The sequence below is a fragment of the Oceanobacillus sp. FSL K6-2867 genome (genome assembly GCF_037963145.1).
Lineage (GTDB): Bacteria > Bacillota > Bacilli > Bacillales > Amphibacillaceae > Oceanobacillus.
Genome location: NZ_CP150144.1, coordinates 2,065,323 through 2,079,240 on the forward strand (window position 1 = coordinate 2,065,323; position 13,918 = coordinate 2,079,240).

Here is a 13,918-nt window from a genome sequence, read left to right on the forward strand (position 1 = left end):
TGATAATGTCATTCCTCTCACCAGGCCGGATGAGTGTAGGACGGTGACTCCTGCGGGAACAGCACGTGTCTGAAGAATCAAAGGAAGTGGTTTTCTTCCTTTGAGGCTGAAGCCGTGCCCGCGGAAAGCATCCGTCCGAAACGATTCCGGACGGCGATAGCTGCTTAAACTCTGTAAACAGCTATATCTTACTTCTAGCTATCCGTTTTGCTAAGTCTGCACTACATTGAATTTAACTAAAAAAGCCCTTTAATCCAATCAACAGCGGATGTAAATACGTTTGCAAAGAAGTCACCAATAGCTCCGAGTGTAAGCATGAACCAGTTTGATTTCTCTACTGCATCATCTGTTACAATGTCAATTTGGCTGGTTGAATCATCAAAAATATAACCGTAATCAACCTCACCATCATAGACAAGCTCTGCAGTTCCGACTACTTCTCCTTTTTCAATTGGTGCTACTAGCTCACCGTCTTTATTTAATTTATCTTCATCGATATGATATTCAATATGATATAATTCTGCTTCATCTTCTTGAATTGGTATACGTACTGATTCACTTAATGATACATTCACTTCATCTTCTTTTCCTTTTGCTACAGGAATTGTTGCCTGATCCTCAGACTGATAACCAGCAGGGAAAAGCTCTTCAGCATGGAATTTTGAATAGCCATGATCCAATAATTTAGCTGTTTCTACGAAGCGCTCTGTATCACTACTCGTTCTCATAACAACTGTAATTAAACGATTACCGTCTCTGATTGCAGTACCTGTGAAGCTATGTCCAGCTAAGTCTGTAAATCCTGTTTTTAACCCGTCTACACCTTCATAGAAAAATTGCCCTAGATTGTCTCCTTCATGTGGAAGCATATAGTTCCAGTTCCGGATAGTTTGTCCATCAAACTCAGTTTCTGGAATTTTTGAAATATCCAATGCCTCTGGGTAATCATTAACAAGGTGATAAGCGAGCTGTGCCGCAGATCTTGCTGATAACAGGTTTGTCCCATGAGGATCTGTTCCTTCTGGATGATTATCTCCTAAGTCTTCATTATCTAACCCAGAAGCATTAACAAATTCAGCTTCGGATAAGCCTAATTCATCCGCTTTTTGATTCATCAACTTAACAAATTCGCCTTCTGAACCAGCAATCAATTCCGCTAACGCAATCGTTGTCGCATTATCTGAATTAATCGCCATTGCTTCATATAATTCTTGAACTGTATATTCCTGCTGTTGTTTCAATCCAACACCTGAAAACGATGTGTTTGCAGAAATACTGTAAGCATAATCACTAATCTGAGTTGTCGTCTCCCAAGTAATTTGACCATTTTCAACAGCTTCCCATACAAGGTATTCTGTCATCATTTTAGTCATACTTGCCGGTGGAAGCGCAACATCAGGATTCTTTGCGTATAAAACCTTTCCTGTTTCTGCATCAACAAGAATTGCCGATTCAGCACCTAAATCCAATGACTTTGCAGCATGTGCAGTAAGTGGCTCTGTTATAAATAGTTGTATCAGTACAAGCATCGCAAGTACTAATGGGAATATCTTTTTCATGCTGTGTTTCAACTTTCTGTACCTCCAACCCTGCGGTATATCTTTTTAATTTTGCCATTCTTTCTTTCGAATAAGCTATCTGTTATTTTACCACATAAAAAACTAAAAAAATAGATGCTGGAGGACCCAGCATCTATTTTTTTATTCATCGTATTATAAAAGCTTTAATTAACCGAATAGTTTGGTGCTTCTTTTGTAATTTGTACATCATGGGGATGGCTCTCACGCAGTCCAGCACCTGTTATGCGTACAAACTGTGCATCATTGCGTAACGCATCAATTGTTCCTGTTCCGCAATATCCCATACCAGAGCGTAATCCGCCAATTAACTGATGGAACGTATCTGCAAGTGCACCTTTATAAGCAACTCGCCCTTCAATACCTTCTGGAACAAGCTTTTTGTTATCTGAGTCACTTTGGAAGTAACGGTCTTTGGAGCCTGCTTTCATTGCTCCAACAGAACCCATGCCACGATATACTTTATATTTTCTGCCTTGATAGATTTCTGTTTCTCCAGGGCTTTCCGTTGTCCCTGCAAACATACTGCCAATCATAACTGCATGTGCGCCAGCAGCCAATGCTTTTACAATATCACCAGAATACTTAATTCCTCCATCTGCGATAACCGGAACTCCGTATTCGGCTGCTGCTGTAGCACAATCATGCACTGCAGTAATTTGTGGCATACCAACACCAGCTACCACTCGAGTTGTACAAATTGATCCAGGTCCAATTCCAACTTTTACAACAGATGCTCCAGCTTCAATTAACGCCTTTGTTCCTTCAGCAGTGGCAACATTTCCTGCAATAATATCCAAATCAGGATACGCAGCACGTACAGCTTTTAATTGATCAAGAACTCCCTTTGAATGGCCATGTGCGGTATCAATTACGATAGCATCGACCCCTGCTTCAACAAGCTTTTCAATCCGCAGCATTGCGTCTCCTGTTACCCCAACTGCAGCAGCAACGAGTAAGCGACCTTGTGCATCCTTTGCGGAATTCGGGAACTCAATTACCTTTTCAATATCTTTAATCGTGATTAAACCTTTTAAAATATTGTTTTCGTCAACAAGTGGCAGCTTTTCAATTTTATATTTCTGGAGAAGTTTTTCCGCCTCTTCTAATGTTGTCCCAACTGGAGAAGTAACAAGGTTTTCACTTGTCATTACATCTGAAATAGCAATTGAATAATCTTGAATAAAGCGCAAATCACGGTTTGTTAAAATTCCTACAAGCTTTTGTTCCTCGATGTTGTTCACAATTGGTACACCAGAGATGCGGTATTTGCCCATTAAATGCTCTGCATCATACACTTGGTGATCAGGTGTAAGGAAAAATGGGTTTGTAATAACGCCACTTTCAGAACGTTTAACACGATCTACCTGCTCTGCCTGCTCCTCCATCGACATGTTTTTATGAATGACACCAAATCCCCCTTGTCGTGCCATTGCAATTGCCATTTCTGCTTCTGTAACAGTATCCATACCAGCACTAATGAATGGGGATTTTAACTTCAAATTGGATGTAAGCTGTGTACTAAGATTAACGGCATTAGGCAAAACCTCTGATTTCCCTGGAATTAATAATACATCATCAAATGTTAAACCCTCTTTTGCAAACTTATCTTCTCTCATTTTTTATTCCTCCTTAATGAAGTTATGTATGGTGTGCCTGTCTAACGTTCAAACTATATAGAAATTATATATAAATACCTATTTTTATATACATTACTCTAATACCTTTAGTTTTTCAACAAAGTTTGATAAGAAACGAAAAGAAAATCGATTCAAAATTTTATAATAGTTAAGAGGTCATTTTCATGATAAAAGTCGATGAGTTTTATACGTTTTTAAACGCACAGCAAAATGCCCAAAACTTCCTGTATCAATGTTATTTGGGAATGGACGATGCCGAATCAAAAAGTTACCAGAACTATAGCACCTTCATGTATTTGCTCGATCACAGTCAGCGTTTTTATGAAAATGGGAGAAAAGCTGATGAGCTTGTTCAGCCTGTTTTATATTTTTACGGGCTGGTGCATTTATTAAAAGCATACCTCCTTACAAAACGTCCTGATTATCCAGAATCAACCACTCAGCTGGCTCACGGCGTAACTGCAAGGAAACGGAAGAAAAAATTCTATACATTTACAGATGATGAAGTAAAAGTACAGCAGCATGGCATGTTCCCTTATTTTTCAGAGCATTTGTATTCTATAAAAAGGATGCCTTTTGAAAAAATTCGCATGGAGGTTTTGTTTAGCTTGCTGCCGGAAATGAACGATTTCTTTGCCTTGCAAAAACAGGAAAAATTAGCTGCAGTCGGCTCAGCAAACTCTGTTCATCTGCATTTCCCAACGAAACTGTTAGATAACTATCATTTAACGGAAAAGGCATTTATAGCACGGATACAAAACTATCTCCCAACTATAAAAGCGATTAAGTCTGGAAAGTTAATGATTGATATTCAGCTTGAAGATTACGTTGATTATTCGAATGGGCCATTTTTTAAGCATCTGGAGACCGATCAGCTTTATTTTCCAGCATACCGGGATGCTTTACTGCCTATTTCAGAGGTAATGATTCATTATTTGCTGCTTTTCAACCTTAGTATGCTCTGTCGCTACGAGTCTGAATGGTGGGGGGATTTATTCGTATCCAAAGCAGATATGGATTATCCACTAATCCATCATTTCTTGCAAATTACTGCACAGAAAATTCCACAGCAAATCGGGTCCGAACTGCTCGCGATGAAAATGCAAAATGACTTACGTTAAATTATGCATACATAACAGGCAAATAGGGAGCTTAGCTTCAGCTAGCTCCCTACTATTTCTTTAATATACAGCTCAGGCATTTGCTCCAATGAAATAACCGTATCATCTTCTGTAATTCGAATCATTGGCTTTGTTGGTTTAGTTGTTTCCATAAAAACAATTTCGCCATGCTTTCCATTGGAAAGGATTACATCCAATCCAATGGAAAAATGAGCAAAATTATCAATCAATATGTTTAACACCTGTGCATCAAGTTTCATATATTTGTCTTTTTCGACCACTTCTATTGCCTGAAACAGATTTTTTCTTTTTGCATGCATGCGCTCGCTTGTTAACGCAACATAAGTATCACTCACCGCAATAAGTTTAGCAAACAGGTGGATTTTTTCATTTGTTATACCTAGTGGATAACCAGTGCCATCCAGACGTTCATGATGCTGGAGGACCCCTAATTTTACTCCTGCTGTGATTGTCGGTAAATGCTCGATCATTCGATACGAATACGTAGGATGGTTTTTGAATTCCTTCCATTCGCCTGGTGTTAAGGTGCCCTTCTTAGTCAGGGTAGAGAAATCCAACCGTGCCATTCCGCAATTACTTAATAATCCAGCAATACCACTTTGAAGCCATTCTCCTTTTGAAAGCCCCATTTTCCTTCCAATAAATGCTGAGAGGAGGGAAACTGCAACACTATGGAAGTATATATAATCTTCTTTCGTACTATATGTATGCAGCCGATAAATTTTTTCGGTATCCATTGTTTCTGTACGTTCCAATAGTGGCATTATTAATTTACGGACAATCGAAATATCAATTGGCATTCCATTTTGCCATTTTTGGAACTGTTGTTTATATGCAGTCGCTACATCTATATAGTGCTCAGCAAATGGAAGTGTCTTTTGACGATCATACGTATTTTTCCTTTTTACCTGCTGCTTTTCCTTCTTCTGAACTGGTCTTCCTTGAAAAGTTTCTCCGTTCGAAAGGGTGGATGCAACATCTACTGATTCAACAAGGAACTTTTCCAGTATAACAATATGTTTTTCTGTTAATACAGTATGTTCCGGGATAATTGGACGATTCGTTTTACCCCTTACTTCCTTCAGTAATACACAGCCTGGAATTAATTGTGAAGGCTCTACTCGCATATTATTTTCCCCCATTTATTCAGATAAAAAAGTGAAACTACATTCCGTCGGAGACGCCTCCTATACATGCTACAGTTGGCCCCTGATAAAGAAGATGACTCAGGGAGTATGCTACTTTCTGAGTCATCTATAGACAGGCTGTCAAATTATTCTTCGTTCATATCTGTATCTGTGTTTTCTATTTCTGGGACTGCATCTTGTACTACCTCTGCCTCTTCAATCGCTTCCTCTTCTTCTTTATCAACCTTAGCAACCGTTGCTACTTCTTCTCCATCTTGTAAACGAATTAAATGAACACCTTTTGTATTACGTCCAGTTGTGGAAATCTCCGCTACAGGGATACGAATTAAGACGCCAGCTATTGTAATCAGCATAAGCTCCTCTTCACCCGTTACGTCTTTCACCGCTACAACATGACCAGTTTTCTCATCAAGTTTACATGTGAAAACCCCTTTACCACCGCGGTTTATTCTGCGGTATTCTGCTTCCGGTGTCTGTTTACCGAATCCTTTATTTGTGACATGGAGAATTTTTGAACCTGGCTCAACGATTTCCATGGAGACAACTTCGTCCTCACCGCGCAGTGAAATACCCTTCACACCCGCAGCAGTTCGTCCCATTTCTCGAATCTGTGTTTCTTCAAATCGAATAAGATAACCTTCTTTTGTTGCTATCATAATATCTTTGTTGCCGTCCGTTAATCGTACAGAAATCAGTTCATCCTCTTCGCGCAAACCAACTGCAATTAAACCGCCTTTTCGGATATTCGCAAATTTAGCTAAAGATGTACGCTTAGCAATTCCATGTTTTGTTGTAAAGAATAGGAAGGCATCTTCTTCATAGCTGTTAACAGAAATAACTGCATTGACCCATTCTCCCTTTTCAACCTGAAGCAGATTGATAATTGGAATTCCTTTAGCTGTTCGATTGAACTCAGGAATCTCATACCCTTTAGCCCGATATACCTTTCCTTTATTCGTAAAGAAAAGAATCGTATCGTGCGTGGATGTCGATACAAGATGTTCTACAAAATCATCTTCATTCGTTCCCATTCCCTGGATTCCGCGGCCACCGCGTTTTTGCGTTCTGTAGGTTGAAGCTGGCAAACGCTTGATATACCCTTGATGTGTAAGCGTGATAACAATATTTTCTACCGGAATTAAGTCTTCGTCCTCAAAGAATCCAGCACCACCAGCTACAATCTCTGTACGGCGGTCATCATTATAACGTTCTTTTATTTCAAGAAGCTCTTCACGAATAATTTCCAGTACTTTTTCTTCATCCGCCAAAATTGCTTTCAACTCACTGATTAGTTTTTGCAATTCATTGTATTCTTCTTCAATTTTCTCACGTTCTAAACCTGTTAGACGTTGCAGGCGCATATCAAGAATCGCTTGTGCTTGTTTTTCTGAAAGCTTAAAGCGTTCCATTAGCCCAGTTCTAGCAATGTCTGCTGTTTTAGAATTACGAATTAAGGAAATCACTTCGTCTAAATGGTCTAACGCAATACGTAGACCTTCTAAAATATGGGCACGTGCTTCTGCTTTTCTTAATTCAAATGCAGTACGACGTGTAATAATTTCTTTCTGATGCTCTAGATAATACACTAAGCATTGCTTAATTGTTAATACTTTCGGTTGACCATCAACCAATGCAAGCATATTAATACCAAATGTTGTTTGAAGTGACGTATGTTTATACAAGTTGTTTAAAATAACATTGGCATTCGCATCACGGCGAAGCTCCATCACAACACGCATACCATTTCGATCCGACTCATCACGCAGATCCGTAATTCCTTCAATCCGCTTATCACGAACTAGTTCAGCGATTTTTTCAATTAATTTCGCTTTGTTTACCTGATAAGGTAACTCTGTAACAATAATCGTTTCTTTCCCATTTGAGCTCTCTTCAATATTCACTTTTGCCCGGATTGTAACAGATCCTTTTCCAGTTTCATAGGCTTTGCGAATACCGCTGCGCCCTAATATTTGACCTGCAGTAGGGAAGTCAGGACCGTGAATATACTCTTCCATCAGTTCATCTACAGTAATTTCTGGATCCTTACTAACCGCAAGTACAGCGTCAATTGTTTCTCCCAGGTTATGTGGTGGAATATTTGTTGCCATTCCCACGGCAATTCCTGAGGTTCCATTTACAAGCAAACTAGGGAAACGAGCTGGGAATACGACAGGCTCTCTTTCAGAACCATCGTAGTTATCTTGATAATCAATAGTATCTTTATTGATATCACGCAATAGCTCCATTGAAATCTTTGACATTCTAGCCTCGGTATAACGCATCGCAGCTGCAGAATCTCCATCAACCGATCCGAAGTTTCCATGACCATCTACAAGCATATAGCGATAGCTGAAATCCTGTGCCATCCGCACCATTGTTTCATAAACTGCTGAGTCCCCGTGTGGATGATACTTACCGATAACTTCACCGACGATACGGGCTGATTTCTTATGCGCCTTATCCGAATGCATTCCTAAATCATTCATCGCGTATAATATCCGGCGATGCACTGGCTTCATGCCATCACGTACATCTGGTAATGCGCGTGATACGATAACACTCATTGCGTAATCAAGAAAAGATGTACGCATTTCCTTACTAATATTAATTTCCTGTACGTTTGGACGTTTTTCCTCTGCCATTCCTTCTTTACCTCCTATCACTATTTACGATCAATAGTGATTACCTTCCGTAAATTACTACTCTATTTATCGATTGAACGCCTTTTTATAGCTGCTTGGCGGTCATAGCCTTTCGATATCTAAACAATCATCTGTGTCTTTTCCTGACTAGTTGCACCCGAATAAGAATGCTTTGCATTTCGTTTAGATATCCAAATTCTTAACGTATTGGGCATTTTCTTCGATAAAGATCCTTCTTGGTTCGACTTTGTCTCCCATAAGCATGTCGAATACTTGGTCTGCATCAATAGCATCGGATAATTCAACTTGGAGCAGAGTACGTTTTTCTGGATCCATTGTTGTATCCCATAATTGCTCTGCATTCATCTCACCAAGACCTTTATACCGTTGAATACCCGGCTTTGGCGCCTGTGGAATTTCTGATAAAATGCGGTCTAATTCCTTCTCATCGTAAGCATAGTATTGTGCTTTCCCTTGCTTTATTTGATAAAGTGGAGGCTGTGCAATATAAATATATCCATGTTCAATTAATGGACGCATATAACGATAGAAAAACGTTAATAATAATGTTCGTATATGTGCACCATCTACATCTGCATCTGTCATAATAACTACTTTATGGTACCTGGCTTTCGAAATATCGAAATCCTCTGAGATACCTGTACCAAGTGCCGTAATCATAGCTCTTACTTCATTGTTGGATAAAATGCGATCAAGACGAGCCTTCTCGACGTTTAAAATTTTACCTCGTAATGGAAGTATCGCTTGGAAATGTCGATCCCTGCCGGATTTTGCTGAACCACCCGCAGAATCTCCCTCCACAATATAGAGCTCACTAATAGATGCGTCTCTCGATGAACAATCTGCTAGTTTTCCCGGCAAACTAGAAACATCTAATGCACCTTTTCTTCGTGTCAATTCACGTGCCTTTTTCGCTGCCAGGCGCGCACGGGAAGCCATTAAACCCTTATCTACGATTATTTTGGCAGTAGTCGGATTTTCATATAGGAATTTTGAGAACGCCTCACTAAATAAAGAATCTGTAATGGTACGTACCTCACTATTTCCTAGCTTCGTCTTCGTCTGCCCTTCAAATTGCGGATCTGGATGTTTTACAGAAACAATTGCCGTCATTCCTTCACGGACATCGTCTCCAGAAAGGTTTGCGTCATTCTCTTTAATCAAATTGCTCTTTCTCGCATAGTCATTAATCACACGAGTTAAACCAGTACGGAATCCAACCTCATGTGTTCCGCCCTCATACGTATGGATATTATTAGCAAAGGAATAAAGATTGCTCGCGAATCCATCGTTGTATTGAATGGAAACCTCAACCGAAATCCCTTCTTCTTCTCCCTCAGCATAGAATGGCTCGTGCAGTACCTCTTTATTTTTATTAATAAATTCAACGTAAGAGCTTATCCCACCTTCATAGAAGTATGATTTTGGCTCACTATCTGTTCGTTTATCCTCAACTGTTATCGTTAACCCTTTATTTAAAAATGCCAATTCACGGAGACGTTGTTCCAATGTTTCAAAGTTATATTCAGTTGTTTCAGTGAAAATCTCTGGATCTGGTGTGAAATGGGTAATCGTACCAGTAATATCCGTTTCCCCAACAACTTCAATTTCTCCGACTGGAACTCCTTTTTCAAAGCCTAAAAAATGGACTTTATTATCACGATGAACATATACCTCCAAGCCTTTTGATAAAGCATTCACAACCGAAGCACCTACACCATGCAGTCCACCCGAAACTTTATAGCCGCCACCGCCAAATTTACCACCGGCATGCAGAACTGTCATAATAACTTCCAGTGCTGGTCTTCCAGTCTTTTTCTGAATATCAACCGGGATTCCACGTCCATTATCTTTTACAGTAATACTATTATCCTTTTCAACGATTACCTGAATATGATCGCAATATCCGGCTAATGCTTCATCAATACTGTTATCAACAATCTCCCATACAAGATGGTGTAAACCTTTCTCACTCGTAGAACCGATATACATTCCAGGACGTTTGCGTACCGCCTCTAAACCTTCTAATACTTGTATCTGGTCAGCATCATATGCTTGGTTGTCTGTAATTTTGTCTTCCATTGACATTTTCTCACACTCATTTCTATTGAACTACGCGTAATACGGTAAAAAATCTATATTAGCAGTGAAATTAAATTCACTGTTGCTTATGCTTAAGGTACGATTTCCTCCGAGTAATCATCCAATTTATTAATCGTCGAAATCATGCTCGATCTTTTCTTTAACGTAGATACCGATAGCGAACTGTAATAAATTGCATCTCTCGTTATCATGACTGATTTGGCACTTTTTTTCGGGCCAATGATTTGTTTCTTTTGCTTTGCTGCCGTCATCATCTCATCCATAATCGTGGAGGATGGCACCAGATTATAATCAATAATTGCCACGATATCATCAGAATGAATTACGTTGTCATTTCCAATATGAATAAACACGGGTAGCCCTCCACCTTTAATTGAGTTTATCACGCATAAACAAGCTGTCATACCTTACTTCTAAGCATTCGTAAGTCTAAACAGCAAGTAAATTCCTGATTCTGTTCACGCCTCTTTCAAACATAACCTTGTAGCTGCTTCTTCACGATTCACTACTTGTCTACATTTCCATCCGTAACACGGAAAAGCTCTGCTTGTTTTAATGTCTCATGATGAATTCCATCTACACTTGTAGTGGAAACGAAGGTTTGAACACGTCCTTGAATGGTATTTAATAAATGGGATTGTCTGAAATCATCCAGTTCACTTAATACATCATCCAAAAGCAGTATGGGATACTCTCCGATTTCCCCGTAAATGAGTTCAATCTCAGCTAATTTAATGGATAGTGCAGTTGTCCGTTGCTGCCCTTGGGAACCATAAGTCTGAACATCCTTTCCATTTACATGAAAAATCAAGTCATCCCGATGTGGCCCAATTAATGTTGTACCGCGTTCAACCTCTTTTTCCTGTACCTCTTTAAATTTGTCACGATAGATAGTACCTATTTTTTCCATGTTTGCGTCTTCTGATACTTCTATTGTAGCACTGTAGTGAATTTCAAGGTTTTCAAGCTCTCTGCTGATTCCGTGATGAATTGGCTTTGCCCATTTGCGTAATAAATCCATGAAAACAAACCGTCTTTCCAATAATGTGGAGGCATGTTCAATCAATTGCTCGGATAGTACCTCAAGCATTGTAAAATCAGTGGTTCGTTTTTTTTGCATTTGTTTTAATAGATGATTGCGCTGTTTCAGTATCTTTTGATACTGTCCTAAATGATAAATATATCTCGGTTGAATTTGACCGAGCTCCATATCGATAAAACGTCTGCGTATTTGTGGAGGTCCCTTGACAAGGGTTAGATCCTCTGGGGCAAACATCACAACATTCATCGCCCCAATATAATCACTTAAGCGCTTTTGCTCGAGACGATTTAATTTAGCCTTTTTTCCTTTGGAAGAAATAATGATTTCAAGGGGAATGGATTGATTGCGTTTGGTTATTCTACCTTCTATTTTAGCATACTCTTTATCCCACCCGATAAGCTCCTTTTCACGTGGAGTTCGATGTGATTTGGTAAAGGCCATTACATAAATTGCTTCCATCAGGTTTGTTTTCCCTTGGGCATTTTCGCCGATAATAACGTTTACCTTATCATCAAAAGAGATATCCAATTTTTCATAATTACGGTAATTTGTTAATTGAAGCTGTTCAATGTGCATGCAAATTAATCCTCTTTTTCCATCATTTCATTGGTAAAAACTTCACATGCTGCATGCATGATGACCAATAAAATTAAATTCTAGTCAACCACGTCAGAAAGTGCTGGATGCAATCAGCTTCCAACGATAAAAGTTCCAACATCTTCTATTTCAACTACATCCTTTGGATAAAGCTTTCTTCCGCGTCGATGTTCCAATTCTCCATTTACCAACACACCTACATCTGCCAGAAAGGCCTTCACCATTCCACCAGATTCCAGAATATTAATCAGCTTAATAAATTGACCTAAAGTAATGTATTCTGTATTTATTTTAATTTCTTCATGCATGTTCATCACCAATTCTTATGTTATTTTATAGGCACATCGCTGCAGATGATGTGGTAAAGCGAAACTTCATTCCATGGGAGTTCCATGGAGCAGAATCAGGAATTTACAGGCTGTTTTATTCTCCATCTTCATGTGATTCGTTTCCTCAGACCGGGAGATGAGGATATTACAGCCCTTTAATGTGTGGTAAAAATCTGACTTAGAAGCGAATCAAACAGAATTTCGATTCCCCAGCCGTATACATCCTTTTAATTGCCTTATATACCTATTTTACTAAAGTTTTCGGGGAAAGGAAAGGTAAGACCTCTAATTGTCATAAAAACCCGTAAAAAGGGCTTATATTTTGCTATGAACGAAAAAAAGCCCTTAACAGAGCTTTTTCCTTAGGTATTAAAATGTACGTACCGGCAAAATTAATTGCAGTATCGAATCCTCGTTAAGTGGATGAATGACAAAAGGCCGCATCGCACCTGTGAATTCAATGATTACTTCATCGTATTCAATTGCTTTTAACGCATCAATCATATATTTCGAGCTGAATGATATTTTCAGCTCTTCGCCTTCCATAGATTGGATGCCGATTTCTTCTACAACATTACCAACTTCAGGTGAATTACTGGAGATCTCAATGATTGATTCATTTGGTGTAAATAATCGAACGACATTATTGCGTTCTTCTTTTGCCAGAAGCGAAGCACGATCAATTGTGTTAAGTAATTCCTTTGTTTTTACTTGAATCTTCGTTTTACTTTGTTCTGGAATTAATCGGGATGTTTCTGGATAATTCCCATCAAGCAAACGAGATAAGAAATTTAAATGTTTCGTACGGAAAAGAATTTGATTGTTTGTAACACTAATTTCAACCGTTTCTTCGGTATCATCTAAAATTTTATATAATTCGTTTAAGCTTTTCCCTGGGACAACAACTTGCTGAAATTCAATGTTTGCATCTGCGACAGGAATTTCCCTTTTTGCCAAACGGTGGCTGTCAGTTGCTGTAAAAGATAGAACTTTGTCGACTAATTTCAAATTAACACCTGTCAAAATTGGTCGAGTTTCCATTGTGGATACAGCAAATACGGTTTGCTTAATCATGCTTTTTAGTAAATCAATCGGCATCTCAAAGCTATCATCAGTCTGTAGTTTTGGTAAATGTGGGTATTCCTCGGCATCCTGACCATTTAGATTAAATTCAGCTTTTCCAGAGCGAATCGTAACTTTCAGATTCGAATCAACTTCAATTTCCACTGTATTCTCTGGTAATTTGCGAACAATATCGGGGAAATATTTTGCTTGTAATACAATCTGCCCTTCCTCAATTTGTTCTACATACACCATATCATCCTCTTCAGCAGGTATGTAAGACTCAATGGAAATATCGGAATCACTTCCTGTTAATGTAATTCCATGCTGTTTTGCTTCAATTTTCATTCCAGTAAGAATTGGAATAACGGTTCTCGATGAGATTGCCTTCATAACATCTTGTATTCCTGCAATTAATCGATCACGTTTGATAATAAATTTCATGAAAATATCCTCCTAATTTGGAAGTTCTTTTATAGATTGTTCATAAGTTAGTATTTTCTTTTTGAACATGTATTTATATATATTTATTATTATATAAAAAATAGTAATAATAGTAATAGGCGCTGTGATTATGTGGATAAGTGCAATTCACTCAAAAACAACAAAGTTTTC

General features: G+C 38.7%; 10 protein-coding genes. 1 reads left to right on the forward strand and 9 read right to left on the reverse strand.

The genetic code is table 11. The features are described 5' to 3' along the window. Positions 1-236: 236 nt before the first annotated feature. Positions 237-1,571, reverse strand: a complete 1,335-nt coding sequence (locus NSQ77_RS10300; RefSeq protein ID WP_339230796.1) for a serine hydrolase — start codon at positions 1,569-1,571, stop codon at positions 237-239. Between the two features lie 152 nt (positions 1,572-1,723). Next, positions 1,724-3,196, reverse strand: a complete 1,473-nt coding sequence (gene guaB, locus NSQ77_RS10305; RefSeq protein WP_339230797.1) for an IMP dehydrogenase — start codon at positions 3,194-3,196, stop codon at positions 1,724-1,726. A 185-nt stretch (positions 3,197-3,381) separates the two neighbouring features. Between guaB and NSQ77_RS10310 the strand changes: the two genes are divergently transcribed. Next, complete coding sequence (locus NSQ77_RS10310; protein ID WP_339230798.1) at positions 3,382-4,338, forward strand: YaaC family protein; 957 nt, start codon at positions 3,382-3,384, stop codon at positions 4,336-4,338. Positions 4,339-4,379: 41 nt separating this feature from the next. Here NSQ77_RS10310 and NSQ77_RS10315 read toward each other — a convergent pair whose 3' ends face one another. The 7 genes from NSQ77_RS10315 to dnaN form a co-directional block, all read right to left on the reverse strand. Next, positions 4,380-5,486 carry an HD-GYP domain-containing protein gene (locus tag NSQ77_RS10315; protein WP_339230799.1) on the reverse strand — a complete coding sequence of 369 codons (1,107 nt, stop codon included), beginning with the start codon at positions 5,484-5,486 and terminating at the stop codon, positions 4,380-4,382. Between the two features lie 146 nt (positions 5,487-5,632). Beyond that, positions 5,633-8,149, reverse strand: a complete 2,517-nt coding sequence (gene gyrA, locus NSQ77_RS10320; protein ID WP_339230800.1) for a DNA gyrase subunit A — start codon at positions 8,147-8,149, stop codon at positions 5,633-5,635. A 183-nt stretch (positions 8,150-8,332) separates the two neighbouring features. After that, a complete protein-coding gene (gene gyrB, locus NSQ77_RS10325; RefSeq protein WP_339230801.1) occupies positions 8,333-10,258 on the reverse strand; it encodes a DNA topoisomerase (ATP-hydrolyzing) subunit B in 1,926 nt (641 codons plus the stop codon). A gap of 86 nt (positions 10,259-10,344) precedes the next feature. Beyond that, positions 10,345-10,626 (reverse strand): DUF370 domain-containing protein, encoded by a 282-nt coding sequence (locus NSQ77_RS10330; protein WP_339230802.1) that lies wholly within the window; start codon positions 10,624-10,626, stop codon positions 10,345-10,347. A 152-nt stretch (positions 10,627-10,778) separates the two neighbouring features. After that, complete coding sequence (gene recF / locus NSQ77_RS10335; protein ID WP_339230803.1) at positions 10,779-11,891, reverse strand: DNA replication/repair protein RecF; 1,113 nt, start codon at positions 11,889-11,891, stop codon at positions 10,779-10,781. Positions 11,892-12,004: 113 nt separating this feature from the next. Continuing rightward, complete coding sequence (yaaA, locus tag NSQ77_RS10340; RefSeq protein ID WP_339230804.1) at positions 12,005-12,220, reverse strand: S4 domain-containing protein YaaA; 216 nt, start codon at positions 12,218-12,220, stop codon at positions 12,005-12,007. Between the two features lie 390 nt (positions 12,221-12,610). Then, positions 12,611-13,747, reverse strand: coding sequence for a DNA polymerase III subunit beta (gene dnaN / locus NSQ77_RS10345; protein WP_339230805.1), 1,137 nt, complete (start codon positions 13,745-13,747; stop codon positions 12,611-12,613). Positions 13,748-13,918 lie beyond the last annotated feature (171 nt).